Annotated in this window: 19 protein-coding genes, 1 pseudogene and 1 riboswitch; of the genes and pseudogenes, 11 read left to right on the forward strand and 9 right to left on the reverse strand. The window is 70.7% G+C overall.

Annotated elements, in window-relative coordinates:
- Nucleotides 1-392: 392 nt before the first annotated feature.
- Entirely contained in the window at nucleotides 393-1,256 is an 864-nt protein-coding gene (locus tag AB0M26_RS27045; protein WP_365264924.1) for a pyridoxal-phosphate dependent enzyme, read from the forward strand.
- A 238-nt stretch (nucleotides 1,257-1,494) separates the two neighbouring features.
- On the opposite strand, the gene AB0M26_RS27050 is transcribed toward AB0M26_RS27045, so the two are convergent.
- Entirely contained in the window at nucleotides 1,495-3,084 is a 1,590-nt protein-coding gene (locus AB0M26_RS27050) for a Na+/H+ antiporter (RefSeq protein ID WP_365264876.1), read from the reverse strand.
- A gap of 96 nt (nucleotides 3,085-3,180) precedes the next feature.
- Between AB0M26_RS27050 and AB0M26_RS27055 the strand changes: the two genes are divergently transcribed.
- From AB0M26_RS27055 to AB0M26_RS27065, 3 genes are all read left to right on the forward strand, one after another.
- Entirely contained in the window at nucleotides 3,181-3,441 is a 261-nt protein-coding gene (locus tag AB0M26_RS27055; RefSeq protein WP_365264878.1) for a UBP-type zinc finger domain-containing protein, read from the forward strand.
- A gap of 237 nt (nucleotides 3,442-3,678) precedes the next feature.
- Nucleotides 3,679-4,092 carry an anti-sigma regulatory factor gene (locus AB0M26_RS27060; protein WP_360846160.1) on the forward strand — a complete coding sequence of 138 codons (414 nt, stop codon included), beginning with the start codon at nucleotides 3,679-3,681 and terminating at the stop codon, nucleotides 4,090-4,092.
- A gap of 101 nt (nucleotides 4,093-4,193) precedes the next feature.
- Nucleotides 4,194-5,057: an RNA polymerase sigma factor SigF gene (locus AB0M26_RS27065; protein ID WP_365264926.1), complete on the forward strand. Its 864-nt coding sequence runs from the start codon at nucleotides 4,194-4,196 to the stop codon at nucleotides 5,055-5,057.
- Nucleotides 5,058-5,295: 238 nt separating this feature from the next.
- Here the strand turns inward: AB0M26_RS27065 and AB0M26_RS27070 are convergent, their stop codons facing one another.
- Nucleotides 5,296-5,733, reverse strand: coding sequence for a hypothetical protein (locus AB0M26_RS27070; RefSeq protein WP_365264880.1), 438 nt, complete (start codon nucleotides 5,731-5,733; stop codon nucleotides 5,296-5,298).
- A 78-nt stretch (nucleotides 5,734-5,811) separates the two neighbouring features.
- On the opposite strand from AB0M26_RS27070, the gene AB0M26_RS27075 reads away from it, so the two are divergent.
- Complete coding sequence (locus AB0M26_RS27075) at nucleotides 5,812-6,780, forward strand: diacylglycerol kinase family protein (RefSeq protein ID WP_365264882.1); 969 nt, start codon at nucleotides 5,812-5,814, stop codon at nucleotides 6,778-6,780.
- 318 nt (nucleotides 6,781-7,098) lie between these two features.
- Nucleotides 7,099-7,356: a WhiB family transcriptional regulator gene (locus tag AB0M26_RS27080; RefSeq protein WP_003983230.1), complete on the forward strand. Its 258-nt coding sequence runs from the start codon at nucleotides 7,099-7,101 to the stop codon at nucleotides 7,354-7,356.
- 314 nt (nucleotides 7,357-7,670) lie between these two features.
- On the opposite strand, the gene AB0M26_RS27085 is transcribed toward AB0M26_RS27080, so the two are convergent.
- From AB0M26_RS27085 to AB0M26_RS27100, 4 genes and pseudogenes are all read right to left on the reverse strand, one after another.
- The gene (locus AB0M26_RS27085; protein ID WP_365264928.1) at nucleotides 7,671-9,140 is read right to left on the reverse strand and encodes a PAS domain-containing sensor histidine kinase; all 1,470 of its coding nucleotides are present in this window, start codon (nucleotides 9,138-9,140) and stop codon (nucleotides 7,671-7,673) included.
- Between the two features lie 437 nt (nucleotides 9,141-9,577).
- Nucleotides 9,578-10,648 carry an SIS domain-containing protein gene (locus AB0M26_RS27090; protein WP_365264885.1) on the reverse strand — a complete coding sequence of 357 codons (1,071 nt, stop codon included), beginning with the start codon at nucleotides 10,646-10,648 and terminating at the stop codon, nucleotides 9,578-9,580.
- A gap of 43 nt (nucleotides 10,649-10,691) precedes the next feature.
- Nucleotides 10,692-12,236 (reverse strand): glycoside hydrolase family 3 N-terminal domain-containing protein, encoded by a 1,545-nt coding sequence (locus AB0M26_RS27095; RefSeq protein WP_365264887.1) that lies wholly within the window; start codon nucleotides 12,234-12,236, stop codon nucleotides 10,692-10,694.
- A 21-nt stretch (nucleotides 12,237-12,257) separates the two neighbouring features.
- A pseudogene (locus AB0M26_RS27100) lies at nucleotides 12,258-12,440 on the reverse strand (sugar transporter); the annotation flags it as partial.
- A gap of 306 nt (nucleotides 12,441-12,746) precedes the next feature.
- Here AB0M26_RS27100 and AB0M26_RS27105 point away from each other — a divergent pair.
- The 5 genes from AB0M26_RS27105 to AB0M26_RS27125 all read left to right on the forward strand — a co-directional run bounded on the left by AB0M26_RS27105 (nucleotide 12,747) and on the right by AB0M26_RS27125 (nucleotide 20,451).
- Nucleotides 12,747-13,520 carry a GntR family transcriptional regulator gene (locus tag AB0M26_RS27105; protein WP_365264930.1) on the forward strand — a complete coding sequence of 258 codons (774 nt, stop codon included), beginning with the start codon at nucleotides 12,747-12,749 and terminating at the stop codon, nucleotides 13,518-13,520.
- A 146-nt stretch (nucleotides 13,521-13,666) separates the two neighbouring features.
- Nucleotides 13,667-15,880 (forward strand): carbon starvation CstA family protein, encoded by a 2,214-nt coding sequence (locus tag AB0M26_RS27110; RefSeq protein WP_365264889.1) that lies wholly within the window; start codon nucleotides 13,667-13,669, stop codon nucleotides 15,878-15,880.
- The gene (locus tag AB0M26_RS27115) at nucleotides 15,877-16,083 is read left to right on the forward strand and encodes a YbdD/YjiX family protein (protein ID WP_365264891.1); all 207 of its coding nucleotides are present in this window, start codon (nucleotides 15,877-15,879) and stop codon (nucleotides 16,081-16,083) included. Before AB0M26_RS27110 ends, AB0M26_RS27115 begins: the two co-directional genes overlap by 4 nt.
- Before the next feature lie 614 nt (nucleotides 16,084-16,697).
- A riboswitch (cobalamin riboswitch) is annotated at nucleotides 16,698-16,827 on the forward strand.
- 142 nt (nucleotides 16,828-16,969) lie between these two features.
- A complete protein-coding gene (locus tag AB0M26_RS27120) occupies nucleotides 16,970-19,417 on the forward strand; it encodes a ribonucleoside-diphosphate reductase subunit alpha (protein WP_365264893.1) in 2,448 nt (815 codons plus the stop codon).
- Complete coding sequence (locus tag AB0M26_RS27125) at nucleotides 19,417-20,451, forward strand: ribonucleotide-diphosphate reductase subunit beta (RefSeq protein WP_365264895.1); 1,035 nt, start codon at nucleotides 19,417-19,419, stop codon at nucleotides 20,449-20,451. The genes AB0M26_RS27120 and AB0M26_RS27125 overlap by 1 nt, the downstream gene beginning before the upstream one ends.
- Nucleotides 20,452-20,520: 69 nt before the next feature.
- Here AB0M26_RS27125 and AB0M26_RS27130 read toward each other — a convergent pair whose 3' ends face one another.
- The 3 genes from AB0M26_RS27130 to AB0M26_RS27140 form a co-directional block, all read right to left on the reverse strand.
- Nucleotides 20,521-20,679 (reverse strand): hypothetical protein, encoded by a 159-nt coding sequence (locus AB0M26_RS27130; RefSeq protein WP_365264897.1) that lies wholly within the window; start codon nucleotides 20,677-20,679, stop codon nucleotides 20,521-20,523.
- Between the two features lie 99 nt (nucleotides 20,680-20,778).
- The gene (gene def, locus AB0M26_RS27135) at nucleotides 20,779-21,426 is read right to left on the reverse strand and encodes a peptide deformylase (RefSeq protein WP_365264899.1); all 648 of its coding nucleotides are present in this window, start codon (nucleotides 21,424-21,426) and stop codon (nucleotides 20,779-20,781) included.
- Nucleotides 21,427-21,578: 152 nt separating this feature from the next.
- On the reverse strand, nucleotides 21,579-22,562 hold the full coding sequence (locus tag AB0M26_RS27140) for a hypothetical protein (RefSeq protein WP_365264901.1): 984 nt from the start codon (nucleotides 22,560-22,562) through the stop codon (nucleotides 21,579-21,581).
- Between the last annotated feature and the right edge of the window lie 150 nt (nucleotides 22,563-22,712).

A 22,712-nucleotide genomic window follows, 5' to 3' on the forward strand; every position in this document is an offset into this window, starting at 1 on the left:
GGATCTGCCACTTCTCTGCCTTGCCCGGTACGTCGTAGCGGAAATGGTGCTCGTCCCGCGTCTGGGTCTGCCAGCCGGGCCGCTCCGCGGGGCCCCGGTCCATGGACCGATGCGGGGGACGAGACTCTCCGTCGCGGCGTCTGGCGCCGCACACCGCCCGGCCGCACCGCCCGGCGGGGACACACACCGCCAGGCGGGGTCACGCGTGCCCGTACAGCGGATCCCCCCGTACGAGCCGGCAGCGCCTGCGCACCTGACGGCGCGTGCGCACATGACCCACGTGCGGTGACCGCCCCTCCGCGGCACGTGACAATGGGCCCGTGAAGAGCCCCGCAAGTGACCGCGACCGTGCACCGGCGACCGCCCCGGAACCCGAGGGGCTCGACGCACGGCTGCCGTCACCGCTGCAGGAGATCGAGGACGAACGGTTCACCCGGCGCGGCGTCCGGTTCCTCTTCAAGCGGGACGACCTCATCCACCCGCTGCTCCCGGGCAACAAGTGGCGCAAGCTGGTACCGAATCTGCGCGCAGCCGCGGAGCAGGGCCGCGGCACGCTGCTCACCTTCGGCGGGGCGTACTCGAATCACCTGCGCGCCACCGCGGCCGCGGGACGGCTCCTCGGCCTCTCCACGATCGGGGTCGTACGCGGCGCGGAGCTGGCCGACCGTCCGCTCAACCCGTCGCTCGCCCGCTGTGCCGCGGACGGCATGCGCCTCACGTTCCTCGACCGCGCCACGTACCGCCGTAAGACGGAGCCCGCCGTGTTGGAGGGCCTGCGCGAGAGGTTCGGGGACTTCTTCCTGATACCCGAAGGCGGCAGCAACGCCCTGGCCGCGCGCGGCTGCGCCCGCCTCGGGCGCGAGCTGCGGGGTGCCGCCGACACCGCGGCGGTCGCCTGCGGCACCGGCAGCACGCTGGCGGGGCTCGCGGCCGGACTCTGTCCCGCACAGACGGCCATCGGATTCCCGGTCCTCAGGGGGAACTTCCTGGAGCGGGAGACCGAGCGGCTGCAGTGCGAGGCGTTCGGCGCCCGCATCGGCCGCTGGAGGCTCGACGAGCGCTTCCACTGCGGCGGATACGGCCGTACGAGCCCCGAACTCCTCGCGTTCGCAAAGGATTTCGAGGCCCGGCACGGCATGCGTGTCGAGCAGCTCTACGTGGCCAAGATGCTCCTGGGCCTCACCACCCTTGCCGGAGAAGGCGCGTTCGCCCCCGGGACGACGGTAGCCGCGGTCGTCACAGGCCCACCATCCTGACCGCGCCCACATCCTGACCGCGCCCACATCCTGACCGCGCCCACATCCTGACCGCGCCCACCATCTCACCGGGCCACACCGCCCCTGGCCCGCGCCCACATCCTGACCGCCCCCGTCCCGACCGGAACGGTCCCGTCTCGGCGGCCTCCGGCCCCGACCGCACGCGGCCCGTACCGCCTGCCCTCACCCGTATCACCTCCGCCACGCCCCGACCGGCCTCGCGGTCCCGCAGGACGCATCACTGCAGCGCATCCTCCTGGTAGAGCGCCGCCGCCTCCTCGAGGTCCAGCCTGCGCAGCAGCGTCCGCAGCATCTCGTCGTCGATCCGCCGCTCGTCCCGCTGCCGTACGAACGACTCCCGCTCCACGGCGATGACCTCCCGCGTCAGCCGCCGGTACGTCTCGTCCGCCGACTCCCCCGTCACCTCGTTGACCGTGCCCAGGCGCTCCCAGACCGCGTTCCTGCGCCGTTCCAGCACCGAACGCAGCCGGTCCGCCAGAGGCTGCGGCAGGGCGTTGCGCGGATCGGCGAGCAGCTCCTCGAGCCGCTGCTCCGCCGCGCGCGACGCCTCGTTCTGCGCCTGCGCCTCCATCAGCGTCTGCCGGTAGCTGTCGCTCCCCGGCACCCCCAGGACCTTGATCAGCGGCGTGAGGGTGAGCCCCTGCACCACCAGCGTCCCGATGACGGTCGTGAAGGTGAGGAAGAGCAGCAGGTTCCGTCCCGGGAACGGCTTTCCGTCGTCCACCGTCATGGGAATCGCGAAGGCGATCGCGAGGGAGACCACCCCCCGCATGCCCGCCCAGGAGACCACGAAGGGGTACTTCCACGGAGGCCGTCCGCCCCGATCGCGCAGGCCGGGCAGGTAGACCGTCGCGTAGACCCAGGCGAAGCGCCCGGCGACGACGGCGAGGAAGACCGCGACCGCGTAGACCGCTACCTCCCCGGGCTCGTAGTCGCCCACGTCGCGCAGGACGACACGGAGCTGCAGCCCGATGAGCGCGAAGACCGACGACTCCAGCAGGAAGGCGGCCATCCGCCACACCGCCGCCTCCTGGAGGCGGGTGGCGAAGTCCACCTGCCAGGCGCGGTGCCCGAGGTGGAGGCCGACCACCACGACCGCGAGAACGCCCGAGGCGTGGACCTCCTCGGCGACCGCGTACGCCACGAACGGGATGAGCAGTGACACCGTGTTGAGCAGCAGTGGGTCGCGCAGTCGGGTCCGCAGCCACTGCAGCGGCCCCATGAGCACCAGTCCCACGCCCACACCGCCCACGGCCGCGATCGCGAACTCGGCCAGTCCGCCCGCCCAGGTCGCACCTTCGCCCACCGTCGCCGCGAGCGCGACCTTGTACGCGGTGATCGAGGTCGCGTCGTTGAAGAGCGACTCGCCCTTGAGGATTGTCGTGATCTTGGCCGGCAGCCCGATCCTGCGGGCCACAGCGGTGGCCGCCACGGCGTCCGGCGGGGCGACGATCGCGCCCAGGGCCAGCGCGGCCGTCAGAGGCATCCCGGGCACCACGGCGTAGAGGACCCAGCCGACCACCACGGTCGAGAACAGCACGTACCCGACGGACAGCAGCAGCACGTGCCGCACCTGGGCGCGCAGATCGAGATACGAGCTGTCGAGCGCCGCGACATGGAGCAGCGGCGGAAGCACCAACGGCAGCACGACGTCGGGGTCGAGCCTGTACTCGGGGACGCCGGGCAGGAAGCTCGCGGCGAGTCCGACGGCGACCAGGACCAGCGGAGGCGGCACCGAGGTACGGCGGGCGGCGCCCGCGACGGCCGCGCTCGCGGCGACCAGCAGCAGAAGCGGAGTTGCGTCCATCGGTACCCGTTCCGTCCTCGTCCGTCACTGCCCGTCGTCGCACGCTCCAGGCCGGGCCTCCGCGTTCCGCTCGCGGACGTTTTAACCTTGGCAATCATGAGCGAGTGCCCCCATGTTCCCGGACTGCCGCGCCCCGAGCCCGCCGCGGCCGGCGAGACCTGCCTGGCCTGCCGCGCGGACGGCAGCGACTACGTCCAACTGCGCCTGTGTCTGCACTGCGGTCACGTGGGATGCTGTGACTCGTCGCCGGCGCGGCACGCGACACGGCACTTCGAGAGCACGGGGCACCCGGTGATGCGTTCCTACGAGCCGGGCGAGAGCTGGCGATGGTGTTTCGTGGACCAGACGATCATCTGATTCGTCGCCGCTCCAACCGGAGTCGCATCTCTTTGAATTGAGTCTGCCGACCCTCTAGCCACTGTCCGTACCCGCAGACTTACAATGAGTGACGCTCCCCGGTCCGTGGGACCTTGACCCCCGGATCGCGATAGCGTCGCAGCCGAACCATGTGCCGCGTCGGCCCGTTCCGTTCCGAGCGGGTGCGAGACGGCGTTCATACCAGCTCAACGAGCTTGTGCCACCTTGGAGGTGAGGGTGTCCCAGATCGCAGGCGAGCCCGGGACCCAGGACTTCGTGGAAGTCCGGCTGCCGGCCGCGGGTGCCTACCTTTCGGTGCTGCGCACGGCCACGGCCGGGCTTGCAGCGCGCTTGGACTTCACCCTCGACGAGATCGAGGATCTGCGTATCGCGGTCGACGAGGCGTGCGCGATCCTGCTCCAGCAAGCGGTGCCGGGATCCGTGCTGAGCTGCGTCTTCCGCCTGGTGGGCGACGCGCTGCGGGTCACCGTGTCGGCGCCGACCACGGACGGCAGAGCGCCCGAGCGCGACACCTTCGCCTGGACGGTGCTCTCCGCACTGGCCGGTGAGGTCGAGTCGACGGTCGCCGAGGACCGGACCGTCAGCATCAGCCTGCACAAGAAGCGCGGCGCGGGTCCCGGACAGCCGTGACGGACGGGATGGGCAGGCCGATGCATGACGAGAGGCATGTCTCGCGGGTTGCGCCGGGCACGGCCATTCCCGAGCAGCCGCAGGCAGAGCGGGCGGACCACATGGACCAGCACCAGCGCGAGCAGCACCCGGGCGGGCAGCGCGAGCACGAGCACCGTCGGCCGGAACCGGAGCACGCCTACGAGCACGAGCACGGCCAGCTCCCGGACCCGCACGACCGCACCGGTGCCCGCGCCATGTTCATCGAGCTGCGCGGGCTGCCCGACGGCTCTCCCGAGCGCGCCGAGCTGCGCAACCATCTCGTACGGATGCACCTGCCGCTGGTCGAGCATCTGGCCCGCCGGTTCCGCAACCGCGGGGAACCGCTGGACGATCTGACCCAGGTCGCCACGATCGGTCTGATCAAGTCCGTCGACCGGTTCGACCCGGACCGCGGCGTGGAGTTCTCCACGTACGCCACCCCGACCGTCGTCGGCGAGATCAAGCGCCACTTCCGCGACAAGGGCTGGGCGGTGCGGGTCCCGCGCCGTCTGCAGGAGCTGCGGCTGTCGCTGACGACCGCCACGGCCGAGCTGTCGCAGCGCCACGGGCGCTCGCCGACGGTCCACGAGCTGGCCGAGCAGCTCGGCATCTCGGAGGAGGAGGTGCTGGAGGGCCTGGAGTCCGCCAACGCCTACAGCACACTGTCGCTGGACGTGCCGGACACGGACGACGAGTCGCCGGCCGTCGCCGACACCCTCGGCGCGGAGGACGACGCTCTGGAGGGTGTGGAGTACCGGGAGTCGCTCAAGCCGCTCCTGGAGGAACTGCCGCCGCGGGAGAAGAAGATCCTGCTGCTGCGCTTCTTCGGGAACATGACCCAGTCGCAGATCGCCGCGGAGGTCGGCATCTCCCAGATGCATGTCTCACGGCTGCTGGCCCGCACCCTGGCCCAGCTCCGCGACCGCCTCCTGGTCGAGGAGTAGGGGCCCCTGCTCCTGGTCGAGGAGCAGGGGCTTCTGCTCCTGGTCGAGGGGTCGGGCGGGGGCGCACGCGTGTTGACCCCTGGAGCCGGTGACCGCGCGGGGCGCCGGCTCGCCGAAAGCCGTCCGCCGCGGAGACGCCCGCGACTGTACGGGAGGGCGTGCAGCTCTACGGGAAGATGTGCAGCCGACCCGGCCCACGGTGAGGCCGGGCGGCCCGTCCTCCGTGATGCGGGAAGGATCAGGCGTCCCGGGGCGCAATCCCCAGCGCCTCGGTCGCCGTGGGGTTCACCAGCAGGACCAGGACGGCCACGGCGACGGCCGCGAGGGTGATCCCCGCCGCGACCATCGCCCCGCCGGTACTGATCAGCGTCCATGCCACCGGCACGGCCATGATCTGGACGATCAGCGCAGGCCCCCTGCTCCAGCGGCGCCGCAGCAGCAGTCCGCGCGCCGCGACCAGCGGCAGCGCGGCGAGCACGAGCAGGGTGAGCCCACCCATCTCCGCCTGCTGCGGGCTGTCCGGGTCACCGACGAGTCCCATGACGAGCAGATAGGCACCGAACGCGGCGAGCACCACGCCTTCGACCGCCGCCAGCGCGGCCGCTGCCGTCAGCCGCGCCGGGCGCGGTCCTGCGGGCGGGGTGTCGTCGGGGGCCTGCTTCTGCTCGCTGCTCACCCCAGCAGGGTAGCCCTCGGCGCATGTGATCTTTTCCCGGGCTGGGCCCTGTACCACTGGGTAGGTAGTCTGCTGCGCATGCGCGCCCTCCTCGTGGTCAATCCGACGGCAACCACCACCAGTGGACGCACCCGGGACGTCCTCATTCACGCGCTGGCGAGCGATCTCAAACTGGACGTCGCGATGACGGAGCGCCGGGGCCACGCCCGGGAGCTGGCACGGCAGGCGGCCGAGGACGGCGAGACCGAACTGGTCGTCGCGCTCGGCGGCGACGGCACCATCAACGAGGTCGTCAACGGACTGCTGCACCACGGCCCCGCGCCCGAAGCACTTCCCGGGCTCGCGGTCGTGCCCGGCGGCTCCACCAATGTGTTCGCGCGGGCCCTCGGATTGCCCAACGACGCGATCGAGGCGACCGGCGCCCTGCTGGACGCGCTGCACCGGCGCACCGAGCGGACCGTGGGACTCGGCCTCGCGTCCGGAACCCCCGGCACCGACGACGCAGGGGTGCCCGCCCGGTGGTTCACCTTCTGCGCCGGATTCGGATTCGACGCCGGTGTCGTGGGACGGGTCGAACAGCATCGCGAGCGCGGCCGGCGCTCGACCCACTCTCTTTATGTGCGTCAGGTCGTACGGCAGTTCCTCGGCGAACAGCACCGCACGCAGGGGACGATAACCCTCGAAAGGGAGGGCGCGGAGCCGGTCCACGATCTTGTGCTGTCCATAGTCTGCAATACCGCTCCCTGGACCTACCTGGGAAATCGCCCGGTGTACGCAGCCCCCGCGGCGTCCTTCGACACCGCTCTCGACGTGCTCGGTCTGAGCCGCCTCTCCACGGCCGCGGTGGCCCGATATGCCGCTCAACTCCTCATGTCCTCGCCCGAGCGCGGGCCCCGCGGCAGGCACGCCGTCTCACTCCATGATCTGACGGACTTCACCTTGCATTCGCAGGTGCCGCTGCCGTTTCAGATGGACGGAGACCACCTCGGACTGCGTACGAGCGTGACGTTCACAGGCGTACGCCGTGCACTGCGTGTGATTGTGTGAGCGGAAGGGGCCAAAGTCCTTCCAGTCGAACGTTTAGGCCAGCTTCCACCCCTCGGAAGTACGGCTGTGATCGACGCGACACCAAGGAATCAAAAAAAACTTTCCAGAAGGGGTTGTATCCGCCGCCGAGGTTTGCGAGTCTCTTCATGGCGATCGGGACGGCCCCGCAAGGCGGCCCCCTTGAGAGCCTGAATCCCCCTCACTCCCCCTGGGACCGCACCAGGTAACTGGACGACGGCCCCTTCGCTTGTGAGGGGATTCGTGAAAGCGTTCACATTCACAAGCAATCAGCTGGTAATACAAGGAGATGGAGCAGCCATGGACTGGCGTCACCGCGCCGTTTGCCGCGAGGAAGACCCCGAGCTCTTCTTCCCCATCGGCAACACCGGTCCTGCGCTGCTGCAGATCGAGGAAGCCAAGGCCGTCTGCCGTCGCTGCCCCGTGATGGAGCAGTGCCTGCAGTGGGCGCTGGAGTCCGGCCAGGACTCCGGCGTGTGGGGTGGCCTCAGCGAGGACGAGCGCCGCGCAATGAAGCGCCGCGCCGCTCGCAACCGGGCGCGCAACGCCAGCGCCTGACACCAAGCCCCTGTGCCAGGGCGGCGCGTACGGCGTGTGCGCACCTCCCGCCCCCCGAGTCGCAGCGCGCAGCACGCACTGGGCCCCGGACCGAATCGGTCCGGGGCTTCTTTGCTGTGTGTTCTGCCACACCAAATCGCTGTGTGTTCTGCCACACCAACGGCGCTGTGCCGTACGCCACATGAAAAAGCCCACCGATCACCTGCGTACGGATGACGAAGTCCGCGCCGTCAACGCCCTGTTCACCTCGGTCCGGATCGCCCGTTCCGGCCGCTCCGGCGCTGATCCGCCGCGACCGTCCGCTTCCGTACGGTTCAGCGCTTCCCCGCCCCGACAGGGATATCCAGGACCACGCGCGTGCCGCGCTCCGGTGCGGGCAACATGTCGAACGTCCCGCCCAACTCCCCCTCCACCAGGGTCCGTACGATCTGCAGGCCCAGATTGCCCTGCCGCTGCGGGCTGAAGCCCTCCGGCAGTCCGCACCCGTCGTCCTGCACCGTCACCAGCAGACGGCCCTCGCTGCGCGTACCTCCGCGGACGGCGGACACCTCCACGGTTCCGGACTCCCCCGGGCCGAAGCCGTGTTCCAGGGCGTTCTGCAGAATTTCGGTGAGCACCATGGACAAGGGCGTGGCGACCTCGGCGGCGAGGATGCCGAAGCGGCCCGTACGGCGGCCGGCGACCCGCCCGGGCGAGATCTCCGCCACCATGGCCAGCACCCGGTCCGCGATGTCGTCGAACTCCACGCGCTCGTCGAGGTTCTGGGACAGCGTCTCGTGGACGATGGCGATCGAGCCGACCCTGCGCACGGCCTCCTCCAGCGCCTCCCGGCCCTTGTCCGAGTCCATCCGCCGCGCCTGCAGCCGCAGAAGGGCCGCCACTGTCTGGAGGTTGTTCTTCACCCGGTGGTGGATCTCGCGGATGGTGGCGTCCTTGGTGATCAACTCCCGCTCGCGGCGGCGCAGTTCGGTCACGTCGCGGAGCAGGACGAGCGAGCCGATGCGGGTGCCCTTGGGCTTCAGCGGGATGGCGCGGAGCTGGATGACACCGCCGTTGCCCTCGACCTCGGTCTCGCGCGGCGCCCAGCCGCTGGCGAGCTTCACCAGGGCCTCGTCCACCGGCCCGCGGGAGGGGGCGAGTTCGGCGGTGGTCTGGCCCAGGTGGCAGCCGACCAGATCGGCCGCGAGGCCCAGCCGGTGGTAGGCGGAGAGGGCGTTGGGGCTCGCGTACTGGACGATGCCGTCGGCGTCCAGGCGGATCAGGCCGTCGCCCACGCGCGGTGATGCATCCATGTCGACCTGCTGCCCGGGGAAGGGGAACGCGCCCGCCGCGATCATCTGGGCGAGGTCGGACGCGCTCTGGAGATAGGTGAGTTCGAGCCGGCTGGGCGTCCGTACGGTCAGCAGGTTGGTGTTGCGCGCGATCACCCCGAGGACGCGGCTCTCCCGGCGTACGGGGATGGACTCGACCCGGACGGGGACCTCCTCGCGCCACTCCGGGTCGCCCTCGCGCACGATCCGCCCCTCGTCGACCGCGGTGTCCAGCATGGGGCGGCGGCCGCGGGGAACGAGATGGCCCACCATGTCGTCCTGATAGGAGGTGGGCCCGGTATTGGGCCGCATCTGCGCAATGGAGACATAGCGGGTGCCGTCCAGGGTCGGAACCCACAGGACCAGGTCGGCGAAGGAGAGGTCGGAGAGCAGTTGCCACTCCGAAACCAGCAGGTGCAACCACTCGAGGTCGGACTCGGTGAGTGCGGTGTGCTGGCGGACGAGGTCGTTCATGGAGGGCACGTGTGCGAGCCTACCGGTGTTGCGGCGTTGCGAATCTCGCGCGAATCCTGGGCCAACTCATGGACAGACGAGAATGGTCTAGTCCACAATGAAACAGTAAAACGTCCATCCTCCCCGCACAGGAGGGTGGAAGGGGCCCGGTGCTCTCTGCCCTGACTGCGCCGCGGCCTGTTGCCGGCACGGCCTTCCGCGAGGAACCGCACACCTCAGCGGGCCCGGCCCACCGGCGTCAGCTCCGGGCTGCGGTGCCGGACAGGTTGAGGGTCCTGTCCCGGCGCCGCGGCCCGCGGGTGTTTTCGAGGCCGTTGCTCCGCGTCCCGCACTGTGGCTCGTCCGGGGTGCGGCCACCCTGTGCCCTCCCGCGCCCGGAGCCATGGTCCCGCCGAAGGGCCCGTCTGCTCCGGCACCCCAGGGCACCGGCCACGAACTCAGCGGGTCTCGGTGACCTTCGCCAGCGCGCGCGGCGCGTCCGGATCCTGCCCCCGGGCGATGGCGACCTCGTACGCCAGCATCTGCAGCGGCAGGATTTCCAGGATCGGCTGGACCTCCTCCGCCACTCCCGTCGTCGGCAGCGCAAAGCCCGCGGTCGCCCGGTCGACCTTTGCCTGGCTGCCGATGACGACCAGGTCGGCGCCGCGGCTGCTGAGCCGGTCCAGTACGGGCTGCAGCGCCTCGCCACCCTTGCCCTCGGTCACGATGGCGATGACCGGCGAAATGTTGTCGATCATGGCGAGCGGGCCGTGCAGCAAGTCGGCGCCGGAGTACGAGAGCGCCGGGATGTAACTGGTCTCCATCAGCTTGAGCGCGGCCTCCTTGGCGGTCGGATAGCCGTAGCCGCGCGAGGTGAGGACCATGCGCTCGGCGAAGCGGTAGCGCCCGGCCAGCGCCCTCACCTCGGCCTTGCGCTCCAGGATGTGCCGGGCCAGCCCGGGGAGGACCTTGGCGGCCGAACCCTCGCCTCCCCTCAGGCCCTCGACGAACAAGTACAGGGTGAGGAGTTCGGCCGTGTACGTCTTGGTCGCCGGGAGCGCCTTCTCCGGGCCCGCGAGGACGTCGACGTGGAACTCGGACACCTCGGCCAGGGCCGAGTCGGCGTTGTTGGTGACCGCGAGGGTGACCGCTCCGGCCTCGCGGGCGGCCTCCGTGGACGCCACCAGGTCCGGGGAGCCCCCGGACTGGCTGACGGTGACGACGAGGACATCCGTCAGATCCGGCTCGGCGCCGTACGCGGTCGTAGTGGACATCGACGTCAGGCCGCACGGCTTGCCGAGCAGCACCTCCAGCAGGTACTTGGCGTAGAGGGCCGCGTTGTCGGAGGTGCCGCGGCCGGTGAGCAGGACGAAGCGCGGGTTGCGGGCGGCGATCCGCTCCGCGACGTCCCGGATCCGCGGTGCGCCCTCGTCGAGGATCCGCTGCAGCACCGCGGGCTGTTCGGCCATCTCGCCGGACATGATCCGCCCCGGCGGGGAACTCGGCTGGGTCGGAGTCGTGGCGGACATCCTCGGTGCCTCCAGTCGGCTGTCGTACTGCTGTCCGCGAGCGTCACTGCCCGGCAACCTCGCCGGTGATGACCTCCGCGGCGGCCCGGCCGCAGACGCGTGCGGCGCCGTGCGTCGCGATGTGCAGAGCTCCGCTCGGCGGTGCCTGGGGGACCCCCATCTCGACCACGACCGTGTCCGGCCGGGCGGCGACGAGGGAGGCCAGTGCGGCGGCCATCCAGCGGTGCCGGTGGACGTCGCGGACCACGGCGACGATCCTACGGTCCGCCGCGTCGGCGAGCACGCGCGCGATCATGGCGGACGGTCCTTCGCCGTCCGTTCCGGGGCGGCCGTACGAGTCGGTGCCGGTGCCGGGCAGCATCCGCACCAGCTCGGCCCCGACGCCCCACGGGGTCTCGGCGCCGACGGCGATGTTCGCGACCGGGGTGAACGCGGCGACGAACACGGGGCCGCGGGCCGGTTCGTAGCCGTCCGCGCCCGTGACGCGTACGGCACGGCGGGCGGCCTCCAGACCCGCCCCGGGATCCGCCGCGGCCCCGGCCCCGGACCGGGCGCCGGGCCCCGAGACCGTCCACGCGGCGAGGGCGCGGACCCGGGAGGCGGCGTCCGCGAGGCGCTCCTCGGCGAGCCGCCCGTCCCGTACGGCCTGCACGAGGGCGTCGCGCAGCCTGAGCACGGTTTCCTCGTCGGCGAGGCCGCCCCCGACGCAGATGGCGTCCGCCCCGGCCGCGAGGGCCAGCACGCTGCCGCGCTCGAGGCCGTAGGCCGCCGAGATGGCCCGCATCTCCATGCCGTCGGTGACGATCAGCCCGTCGAAGCCGAGGCCGTCCTCAGGTGCGGGAGCGCGGAGCAGACCGTGCAGCACCTGCGGGCTGAGGGTTGCGGGCCGGTCCGGGTCGAGGGCGGGCAGCAGGATGTGCGCGCTCATCACGGCCTTGGCGCCGGCCCGCACGGCGGCGCGGAAGGGGACGAGTTCGCGGGCGTGCAGGGTGGTCAGATCCGCACCGACGCGCGGCAGGTCGTGGTGGGAGTCGACATCGGTGTCGCCGTGGCCGGGGAAGTGCTTGGCGCAGGCGGCGACGCCCACGGACTGGAGGCCCTCGATGTATGCGGCGGTGTGGCGGGCGACGAGGTCCGGTTCCGCACCGAAGGATCGGACGCCGATGACGGGGTTGTCCGGGTTGGAGTTGACGTCCGCCGAAGGGGCCCAGTCGAGGTTGCACCCGCACTCGGCGAGCCGCCGCCCCAGTTCACGGGCCACGGACCGGGTCAGGGCGGTGTCGTCGACGGCTCCCAGGGCGAGGTTGCCGGGGAAGGAGGAACCGGTACGGACCTCCAGCCGGGTGACGTCCCCGCCCTCCTCGTCGATCGCGACGAGGACGTCCCCGCGCTCCGCGCGCAACTGCGTGGTGAGAGCGGCCAGTTGGTCCGGTGAGGCGATGTTCCGGCCGAACAGGCCGACCGCGGCCAGTCCGTCACCGAGCCGCCGCAGCACCCAGTCGGGGGCGCGCGTGCCGGTGAAGCCCGGCTGGAGGACTGCGAGTGCGTCACGGGTGAGGGTGCCGGTTCCTGGGGCGAGGGTCGTCATGGAGTGCCGTTATCCCTTCACTTGCTCATTGACGTCCTCGACCAGTTCGGGCCAGATGCTCTGGGCGTCGACCATCAGCCAGACGGTGAGCGTCTCGCTGCGCTCCTTTGGGTTCTTCGACGCGCCGGAGTCCCCCGACCCGCAGGCCGCGACGCCGGTGACCATTGCCGCGACACCAACAGCCGCGATGAGCTTGCGTCTCACGCCACCCTCCTTCAAGGGATGTCGGACTCCCCCACCCCCGTCAGTCCGCTGCGCCGGGATCGACTCGTTACGGGCGCGCACGTGTGCGGCTCGGGGACGTGGTCTTTAATGGTTTAGACCAGCGCTTCGGCAGCTTGGCCTAGACCTTTTGGGGTGTCAAGGGTGTATAAGAGTCGCTGTCGGCTCCGTTACCGGACCGACACCTGAGCCGAATGGTCGCCTGAGGCCGGGGCCGTGCCACGATGTGAGCCGCTGAGGACGGAGGAGCCGGTGACGGCAGCAGGAGCGCACCCGGGAAGGCTGACCATGGAGACGGACGGGGAGAACGCCGAGAGCAACGGCACCAACGGCGCCGTGTCTGCACGCAGCGCCCGCGTGCCCAAGTACTACCGGCTCAAGCGCCACTTGCTCGACATGACGGAGACGCTGCCCCCCGGCACACCCGTCCCCCCGGAGCGGACGCTGGCCGCCGAGTTCGACACCTCGCGCACGACGGTGCGCCAGGCGCTGCAGGAGCTCGTGGTCGAGGGGCGGCTGGAGCGGATCCAGGGGAAGGGCACGTTCGTCGCCAAGCCCAAGGTCTCGCAGGCCCTGCAACTGACGTCCTACACCGAGGACATGAAGGCCCACGGCCTCGAACCCGCTTCCCAGCTCCTGGACATCGGCTACATCACGTCCGACGACCGCCTCGCGGGGCTGCTCGACATCGCGCCGGGCGGGCGTGTACTGCGCATCGAGCGGCTGCGGCTGGCCAACGGCGAGCCGATGGCCATCGAAACCACGCATCTGTCGGCCAAGCGCTTCCCGGCGCTGCGCCGCAGCCTCGTCAAGTACAGCTCGCTCTACACGGCGCTCGCCGAGGTCTACGGCGTCCGCCTCGCGGAGGCCGAGGAGACCATCGAGACCTCGCTGGCCACGCCGCGCGAGGCGGGGCTGCTGGGTACGGACGTGGGCCTGCCGATGCTGATGTTGTCACGGCATTCACTCGATGCCGAGGGGCGGCCCGTGGAGTGGGTACGGTCCGTCTACCGCGGCGACCGGTACAAGTTCGTGGCGCGTCTCAAGCGCCCGCACAGCTGAACACGGCAGCCCCGCGCACCTTCGACCTGCGATTACGGCAAACGTATCCGTTCCGGTATCACAGCGGGTGGTGACGGTTCCCGCCCTACGGGCTTAGATTTCCTGCGCGTTGCACATGAGTCGCCGGAGGGACGGAGAACGTTGCCATGCCAGATTCAGCAGCACCATCGCAGGCACCCCAGCGCAGACTCACCCCGCAGGCCATAGCGCTCTGGGCGCTCGTCGCCTTGGTCGGTGCGGCCGGCTGGGCCGTGCTTGCGCTGGCCAGGGGCGAAGAGGTCTCGGCGGCGTGGATGGTGGCGGCCGCGCTCGGCTCGTACGCCATCGCGTACCGCTTCTACGCGCGGTTCATCACGCACCGGGTACTGAAGGTGGACAAGACCCGGGCCACCCCGGCGGAACGGCTCAACAACGGAGTCGACTTCCACCCCACGGACCGGCGCGTGCTGTTCGGTCACCACTTCGCCGCGGTGGCGGGCGCGGGACCGCTGGTCGGTCCGGTCCTCGCGGCACAGATGGGCTACCTGCCGGGCACCATCTGGATCATCGTCGGTGTCATCTTCGCCGGTGCCGTCCAGGACATGGTGACGCTGTTCTTCTCCATGCGCCGCAACGGCCGGTCGCTCGGCCAGATGGCGCGGGACGAGATCGGCCCGTTCGGCGGCGCCGCCGCCCTGGTCGCGGTCTTCGCGATCATGATCATTCTGCTGGCCGTGTTGGCGCTGGTGATCGTCAACGCTCTGGCCAACTCGCCGTGGGGTGTCTTCTCCATCGGCATGACGATTCCGATCGCCCTGTTCATGGGCTTCTACCTGCGGGTGCTGCGGCCGGGAAGGGTCACCGAGGTCTCCGTGATCGGTGTCGCGCTGCTGCTGCTCGCCATCGTCGCAGGCGGCTGGGTCGCCGAGTCGTCACTCGCCGACGTCTTCACGCTCTCGCCGGGCGCGCTGGTCGTCTGGATAGTCGTCTACGGCTTCGTTGCATCGGTGCTGCCGGTGTGGATGCTGCTGGCCCCGCGCGACTACCTCTCGACCTTCATGAAGGTCGGCACGATCGCGCTGCTGGCGCTCGGCGTGGTCATCGCGCTGCCGACGCTGAAGATGGAGGCGGTCACTCCGTTCGCCTCCAGTGGCTCGGGTCCGGTCTTCGCCGGATCGCTGTTCCCGTTCGTCTTCATCACCATCGCCTGCGGCGCGCTGTCCGGCTTCCACGCCCTGGTCTCCTCGGGGACCACCCCGAAGATGATCCAGAAGGAGACGCAGATCCGCATGGTCGGCTACGGCGCCATGCTGACCGAGTCCTTCGTCGCCGTGATGGCGATGATCACCGCCTGCATCATCGACCCGGGCCTGTTCTTCGCGGTCAACTCCCCTGCGGGCGTGCTCGGTTCGACGGTCGAGTCCGCCTCGCAGGCCGTGGCCGGCCTCGGATTCACCATCTCGCCCGACGAACTCGCCGCCGCCGCCAAGTCGGTGGACGAGGCGAGCCTGCTGTCCCGTACGGGTGGCGCTCCGACGTTCGCCCTCGGTATGTCGGAGATCTTCTCCTCGGTCGTGGGCGGCGCGGGTCTCAAAGCGTTCTGGTACCACTTCGCGATCATGTTCGAGGCACTGTTCATCCTCACCACGGTGGACGCGGGGACCCGGGTGGGGCGCTTCATGCTCCAGGACATGCTGGGCAACGTCTACAAGCCCTTCCGGCAGGTGAGCTGGAAGCCGGGTGTCTGGTTCGCCAGCGCGGTCGTCGTCGGCGGCTGGGGCTACTTCCTGTGGGTCGGCGTCCACGACCCGCTGGGCGGCATCAACCAGCTCTTCCCGCTGTTCGGCATCGCCAACCAGCTCCTCGCCGCGGTCGCCCTGGCCGTCTGCACCACACTGCTGATCAAGTCCGGGCGACTCAAGTGGGCCTGGGTGACGGCGGTTCCGCTGGCCTGGGACGCGGCCGTGACACTCACGGCGAGCTGGCAGAAGGTCTTCTCCGAGGACCCGAAGATCGGCTTCTTCAAGCAGGTGAGCGTCAATCAGGACGCCATCGACGCGGGCAAGGTCCTGCCGCCCGCCAAGAACATGGACGACATGCACACCATCGTCACCAACGCCACGGTCGACGGTGTGCTCGCCGCCCTGTTCGCGCTGCTCATCATCGCGGTGATCGCCGACGCGGCCCGGGTGTGCTTCAAGGCGATCCGCGATCCGCAGAGCGCGCAGCTCCAGGAGGTGCCGTACGAGGAGTCCAGGATCGTCGCTCCCGCAGGCCTGTTCGCCACCAAGGAGGAGAAGGCGGAGCTGGTCGCGGCCGGCGTCGGAGCCGGGGCCGGCGAGGCGGAGGACAGCGGCCGGACGGCGGAGCCCCGGCCATGAGCACGGCGGCCGGCATCCGCAGGGCGGCATCGAGGATCCGCTGGTTCTGGCGCGAGGCATCGGGCGAGGCCACGTACGACCGGTACGTCGCCCACGCGCGGGCCCACGATCCGGAGGCGGAGGTGCTCAGCCGCAGGGAGTTCGAGCGGCAGCGGACCGACGCGCGCGAGGGCGACCCCAGAAACGGCTTCCGCTGCTGCTGAGGCACGACTGACCGGCGGTGGCGCCGGGGTACGGGCCGTCGCCCCCTTCACTCGGGGGCGGCGGCCCGCTGCCGTGCCCGCCACCGTGAGGTGCGGCGGTCGGCACGCGGCATGCGCGGGCCTCGGTGAGGGACGTGGCGGCCACGGTGCGCGCGGGTCGGGCGCGTGGTACGGGGGCCGGTGCGTGGTCCGGCACGAGACGGCCGGGCGCGTGGTCCGGGGGCCGCTGCGTAGTCCGGCGCGAGACGGCCGGGCGCGTGGTCCGGGGGCCAGCGCGTAGTCCGGCGCGAGACGGCCGGGCGCGTGGTACGGGGGCCAGCGCGTAGTCCGGCGCGAGACGGCCGGGCGCATGGTCCGGCGCGGGGCGCGAAGTCTCGTGGCGCGCCGCGGAATTGCGCACACCCCTGAAGTGAGAAGTGTCACCGCCCTCCTCCACACTTCCTGAGGCCCCCTCCGGGCACCCGGATCCGGCCAGCGCCGCGGCACGTCCGTGAAGGGCCACGGGCGCCTCCAGGCCCGGATCCAGGGCTCCGGGGCCCCTGCTCAACCCGCCCAGCACCGCGATCCTTTGAGCACATGACACAACATGTGGGGGTGCATGCGCACGGCGCCACTAGATGTATGCTCGTCCCCGTTGCCGCAGCAGGGGAATCCGGTGGGAATCCGGAACTGTCCCGCAACGGTCTGGATATGCGCATGTGCGCCTTCCGAGTCCGAAAACCTGCCGGCAGCGCCCGGCTCGACCGAACCGGGCCACGACACGTCCGGGCCTCGTGGGTTGGGCCTGCGGGACGAGCGCTGTGCTGCGCCCTGACGGGGGGTGGGTTCGCGCGCGCCCGTGGGCACACCGTTCCTCGCGGCCCCCAGCCGAGCGAGGGAGAACCACGTGACCGTCGCGCCCGCAGATCCCGCGTCACGCGAGTCCGTACCGGAGCCCGCCACCGTCGCGGAGACCACCGCGCCCGTCGACCGCGGTACGTCCGTGGACAGCGCCGACGCCCTCGGCGCCGCGCTGCTGCGCACCCTGACCGAGCTCACCGCAGACCTGCCCGCGACCGACGCCCACCGGGTCGCTGCCGCCGCCCTGCGGGGCCGTCACGCGGGCTCCGGCGAGGCGGAGTTGCGGGAGCTGGCCACCGAGGCGGCCGCCGGTCTGATCTCCGAGGACCCCGAGTACTCCCGGCTCGCCGCCCGCCTGCTCACCCGGGCCATCGCGGAGGAGGCCGCGGGCCAGGGCGCTCGCTCCTTCTCCGCCTCGGTCGCAACCGGCCACCGCGAGGGCCTGATCGCCGACGGGACCGCGGAGTTCGTACGCGCCCACGCCGCCCGCCTCGACGCCTTGGTGGATGCCGCGCTCGCGGGCGGCGCCGACGACCGGTTCGGCTACTTCGGACTGCGCACCCTGCACAGCCGCTACCTGTTGCGCCACCCCCTGACCCGTCAGGTCATCGAGACCCCGCAGCACTTCATGCTGCGCGTGGCCTGCGGGCTGGCGGAGGACGGCTCCGAGCGCGCGATCGGCGAAGTGGCCGCGCTCTACGGCCTGATGAGCCGGCTGGACTACCTCCCCAGCTCGCCCACGCTGTTCAACTCCGGCACCCGTCACCCGCAGATGTCCTCCTGCTATCTGCTGGACTCCCCGCTGGACGAGCTCGACTCGATCTACGACCGCTACCACCAGGTCGCCCGGCTCTCCAAGCACGCGGGCGGCATCGGGCTGCCGTACAGCCGTATCCGCTCCCGGGGCTCGCTGATCCGGGGCACCAACGGGCACTCCAACGGCATCGTGCCGTTCCTGCGCACCCTCGACGCCTCCGTGGCCGCGGTCAACCAGGGCGGCCGGCGCAAGGGCGCGGCCTGTGTCTACCTGGAGACCTGGCACGCGGACATCGAGGAGTTCCTCGAACTGCGCGACAACACCGGCGAGGACGCCCGCCGTACCCACAACCTCAACCTGGCGCACTGGATCCCGGACGAGTTCATGCGTCGCGTCGAGGCGGACCGGCCATGGTCGCTGTTCTCGCCCTCCGAGGTGCCGGAGCTGGTCGATCTGTGGGGCGAGGAGTTCGATGCCGCCTACCGCAAGGCCGAGTCCGAGGGCCGCTACGCCAAGCAGCTCCCCGCCCGCCAGATCTACTCCCGGATGATGCGCACCCTCGCGCAGACCGGCAACGGCTGGATGACGTTCAAGGACGCCGCCAACCGCACCGCCAACCAGACCGCCGAGCCCGGCCGCGTCGTCCACTCCTCCAACCTCTGCACCGAGATCCTGGAGGTGACGGACGACGGGGAGACCGCCGTCTGCAACCTCGGCTCGGTCAACCTCGCCGCCCACCTGGGCGAGGACGGCTCGATGGACTGGGAGCGGCTGGACGCCACTGTCCGTACCGCCGTGACCTTCCTCGACCGGGTCGTTGACATCAACTTCTACCCCACCCAGCAGGCCGCGACCTCCAACCAGCGCTGGCGACCGGTGGGCCTGGGCATGATGGGCCTGCAGGACGTCTTCTTCCGGATGGGCCTGCCCTTCGACTCCCCCGAGGCCGCCGGGCTTTCCACCCGGATCGCCGAACGCATCATGCTGGCCGCGTACGAGGCGTCGTGCGACCTCGCCGAGCGCCACGGCCCGCACCCGGCCTGGTCCTCCACCCGCGCCGCCCGTGGCGTCCTGCACCCCGACCACTTCGGCGTGGAGGCGCAGTGGGACGAGCGGTGGGAGGCGCTGCGCGCCCGCATCTCCCGTACGGGGATGCGCAATTCGCTGCTCCTGGCCATCGCCCCGACGGCCACGATCGCCTCGATCGCCGGCGTGTACGAGTGCATCGAGCCCCAGGTGTCGAACCTCTTCAAACGCGAGACGCTCTCCGGTGAGTTCCTCCAGGTCAACTCCTACCTGGTTGACGAGCTCAAGCGGCTCGGCGTGTGGGACGGCCGGACCCGCGAGGCGCTGCGCGAGTCCAACGGCTCGGTGCAGGACCTCGCGTGGATCCCGGCGGACGTACGCCGCCTGTACCGGACCGCGTGGGAGATCCCGCAGCGGGCGCTGATCGACATGGCCGCAGCCCGTACGCCGTACCTCGACCAGAGCCAGTCGCTGAACCTCTTCATGGCTTCCCCCACCATCGGCAAGCTCAGCTCGATGTACGCCTACGCGTGGAAGAAGGGCCTGAAGACGACGTACTACCTCCGGTCCCGTCCGGCGACGCGGATCGCCCAGTCCGCGCGCGCCGCCACGGCGACGAGCGCCCCCATCCCGACTCAGCAGAGCGCCGCCGCCGACGAGGCCGTCGCTTGCTCCCTGGAAAACCCCGAGTCCTGCGAGGCCTGCCAGTAATGACCACCCCGACCGACACGAACACCCCGCGGGGGAAGAACCTCCTCGACCCGGGCTTCGAACTGACGCTGCGCCCGATGCGCTACCCGGACTTCTACGAGCGCTACCGGGACGCCATCAAGAACACCTGGACCGTGGAGGAGGTCGACCTCCACTCCGACGTGACCGACCTCGCCAAGCTCTCGCCGGGCGAGCAGCACATGATCGGCCGCCTGGTCGCCTTCTTCGCGACCGGCGACTCGATCGTGGCCAACAACCTGGTCCTGACGCTCTACAAGCACATCAACTCCCCCGAGGCACGGCTGTATCTGTCCCGGCAGCTCTTCGAGGAGGCCGTCCACGTCCAGTTCTATCTGACGCTGCTGGACACCTACCTCCCCGACCATGACGACCGGGCGGCCGCCTTCGCCGCGGTCGAGAACATCCCCTCCATCCGCGAGAAGGCGCAGTTCTGCTTCCGCTGGATGGACTCGGTGGAGGAGATCGACCGGCTGCGGACGAAGGAGGACCGGCGCCGGTTCCTGCTCAATCTGATCTGCTTCGCAGCCTGTATCGAGGGTCTGTTCTTCTACGGGGCGTTCGCATACGTGTACTGGTTCCGCTCGCGCGGCCTGCTGCACGGCCTGGCCACCGGTACCAACTGGGTCTTCCGCGACGAGTCTATGCACATGGAGTTCGCCTTCTCGGTCGTGGACACCGTCCGCGAGGAGGAGCCGGACCTCTTCGACGAGGAGATGGGCAAGCAGGTCACGGCGATGCTGGAGGAGGCGGTGGAGGCGGAGCTGCAATTCGCCCACGACCTGTGCCGGGACGGCCTGCCCGGCATGAACACCGACTCGATGCGCGAGTACCTGCAGTGCGTCGCCGACCAGCGGCTGCGGCGGCTGGGCCTACCCGCCCGCTACGGCTCGGAAAACCCGTTCTCCTTCATGGAGTTGCAGAACGTCCAGGAGCTGACGAACTTCTTCGAGCGCCGCGCGTCCGCCTACCAGGTGGCGGTAGAGGGCTCGGTCGCCTTCGACGACGACTTCTGAACGACCGGCTGCCGCAGGCCCGTTGGCATGGGTCAGCGGCGGTAGCCGACTGGTCGATCCGCGACCGGCTCAGCGGAGCGGGACGCTCACCACGCCCGCGATCCCCTTGAAGTCACCAGGATCACGAGTGATCACCGGGCGTCCGTCGGGCCACTCGGCACACGGCTGCGCGAGATAGGCGGCGTACGCCACACCCTCGGGCACTCCGGCCCTCAGCCGGGTCGTCACTATGGACCTGCCATAGCGCGGGCGGCCCGTATCGGATACAAGCGGGGCGGCCTCAGAGGAGGCCGCCCCTTGTGCGAGCGTGTGCCGCGAATACAGGAATCAGCCGTTGGGGACCGTCTCGTAGCGCGGCGTGCCCTCTTCCATCTGCCGGAGCGCGTCCTTGCGGTCGCGCTTGGAGAGCCGGTCGATGTAGAGGTAGCCGTTCAGGTGGTCGGTCTCGTGCTGCAGGCAGCGCGCGAAGTAGCCGGTGCCCTCGACGACGACCGGGTTGCCCTTGAGGTCCTGGCCGCGGCAGATCGCGTAGTCCGGGCGGGCCAGCGAGGCGTAGGCGGTCGGGACCGACAGGCAGCCCTCGTTGGAGTCGTCGAGGACGCGGCGCTCGGCGGGCAGTTCGTCGATCACCGGGTTGCAGATCACGCCCACGTGCCGGACGCCTTCGTCGTCCGGGCAGTCGTAGACGAACACCCGCTGATCGACGCCGATCTGGTTGGCAGCGAGGCCCACGCCCTCGGCGGCCCGCTGGCTGGCGAACATGTCGTCGACGAGCTGCTCCAGCTTCTCGTCGAACTCGGTCACATCCCGGCAGCGCCGATGCAGCACCGGATTGCCCACGACGGTGATCGGGCGGGCGGTACCGCGCTCGCGGTGCGCCTGCTCCCGTGCCTCGGCGTCCACCGTGTCATCGGTGAACTCCGAGGGCTGCGCCTCGGCGTCCGCCACCTGCTGCCCGCTCTCCTGCTGCGCCATCTTCAGCCGTACGCCTTCCTCATGCCTGGTGCGATGCCCGTGATAGGGCTGCTCTACAGGGTACGGCCAGCGATGGGGCGCGCGGACCGGGTCATCCGTCTCCGCCGGACCTCCTTCCGGGGCGGCGTACAGCGGGCGGCGTCTCCGGCCGCTCAGCAGACCTCTTCCAGGTCCCGCCACGCGCGGGTGTCCGGGCTGTCGGCCACCCAGCTGTCGAGCAGACCGCGGACCAGTCCGGAGGGCGCCGCGATCCCGCACTCGCGCTCCGGCACCCACAGATCGCCCGCGGTCCTGTGCCCGAGCGGTCCCGGATGACCCGGCTCACTGTGGTCATGCGGATCCAGATGCTGCTCGCCGTCGCCCTCGTCGCTGGGCATCCGGCTCTCCGAGCACGAGCGGCACAACAGCCGCACCGAGGAGGACCAGTCCTCGGCCGCGAAACCGGCGTCGGCGGCGAGCTGCTCCAGCGCGTCCCGGTCGCTCTCCCCGGCGGCCTCCAGCAGCACCACCCAGGTCGGTACGGGGGACGGCGCCCACAGCTCGATCTCGTCGAAGACGGGGTACGAGGGACCGGCGGAGGTGACCCGCTCGCCGTGCGGGACGCCGTCGTGCAGCACGACCTCGCCCCAGCGGCGCCCGGACGAGGGCAACGGGATGGACAGCACCTCGATACGTGCAGGGTCGAGCCTGCGGCCCCAGACAACCTCGGCCTCCCCCTCGGGCGAGAGCCGCACAGCGGCGCTGCCCAGCTCCATACCGACCGGCTCGGTGGCCGGGACGTCCTCACCGGGCACCTTCAGCCCGTACGCCTGCCAGGCGCGGCGGGCAAGCGGCCAGTCCTGGAGGGCGGTGGCGGCGATGCCGACGTTCCACCAGTCGGGAGCGCCGGCCTCGCGGTCGAGGAGCGCGACGGCGCGCAGGCCCGCGGCGCGCGCCTGCTCCCAGTCGTGCCGGAACTTGTGGAGCAGCGCGAGGTTGAACCAGGACTCGGAGAGCCAGGGTTCGAGATCGGCGGCCTGGGTGAGCAGCGCCCCGGCGTCCTCGTACCGGCCGTCGCCGATCAGGGTGAACGCCCGGTCGGTCGCCTGCCGCCATGAGGCGGAGGGCCGGTGCCGTACCTTGCCGAAGATCCTCACGTTTCCCGCCTGCCGATTCGCTCCGTGTCCCTTGCCGTGTATGCCGTACGTGGGCCGAATGGCGGCCAGGACGCCCCCTCCCCGTACGGCGTCCCCGGCGCCGCCCTCCCCTGAGGACAACCTGCCACACATCGCCCACGATCTCAGCCC

Origin of the sequence: Streptomyces sp. NPDC051776, from assembly GCF_040681345.1 — a bacterium.
Classification (GTDB): domain Bacteria; phylum Actinomycetota; class Actinomycetes; order Streptomycetales; family Streptomycetaceae; genus Streptomyces.

Bases quoted from the DNA above. Each gene is read 5' to 3' on its own strand.
- AB0M26_RS27050 (WP_365264876.1), bottom strand. From the start codon at position 3,084: ATGGACGCAACTCCGCTTCTGCTGCTGGTCGCCGCGAGCGCGGCCGTC.
- AB0M26_RS27055 (WP_365264878.1), top strand. From the start codon at position 3,181: ATGAGCGAGTGCCCCCATGTTCCCGGACTGCCGCGCCCCGAGCCCGCC.
- AB0M26_RS27065 (WP_365264926.1), top strand. From the start codon at position 4,194: ATGGACCAGCACCAGCGCGAGCAGCACCCGGGCGGGCAGCGCGAGCAC.
- AB0M26_RS27075 (WP_365264882.1), top strand. From the start codon at position 5,812: ATGCGCGCCCTCCTCGTGGTCAATCCGACGGCAACCACCACCAGTGGA.
- AB0M26_RS27080 (WP_003983230.1), top strand. From the start codon at position 7,099: ATGGACTGGCGTCACCGCGCCGTTTGCCGCGAGGAAGACCCCGAGCTC.
- AB0M26_RS27085 (WP_365264928.1), bottom strand. From the start codon at position 9,140: ATGAACGACCTCGTCCGCCAGCACACCGCACTCACCGAGTCCGACCTC.
- AB0M26_RS27090 (WP_365264885.1), bottom strand. From the start codon at position 10,648: ATGTCCGCCACGACTCCGACCCAGCCGAGTTCCCCGCCGGGGCGGATC.
- AB0M26_RS27095 (WP_365264887.1), bottom strand. From the start codon at position 12,236: ATGACGACCCTCGCCCCAGGAACCGGCACCCTCACCCGTGACGCACTC.
- AB0M26_RS27105 (WP_365264930.1), top strand. From the start codon at position 12,747: ATGGAGACGGACGGGGAGAACGCCGAGAGCAACGGCACCAACGGCGCC.
- AB0M26_RS27110 (WP_365264889.1), top strand. From the start codon at position 13,667: ATGCCAGATTCAGCAGCACCATCGCAGGCACCCCAGCGCAGACTCACC.
- AB0M26_RS27115 (WP_365264891.1), top strand. From the start codon at position 15,877: ATGAGCACGGCGGCCGGCATCCGCAGGGCGGCATCGAGGATCCGCTGG.
- AB0M26_RS27125 (WP_365264895.1), top strand. From the start codon at position 19,417: ATGACCACCCCGACCGACACGAACACCCCGCGGGGGAAGAACCTCCTC.
- def (WP_365264899.1), bottom strand. From the start codon at position 21,426: ATGGCGCAGCAGGAGAGCGGGCAGCAGGTGGCGGACGCCGAGGCGCAG.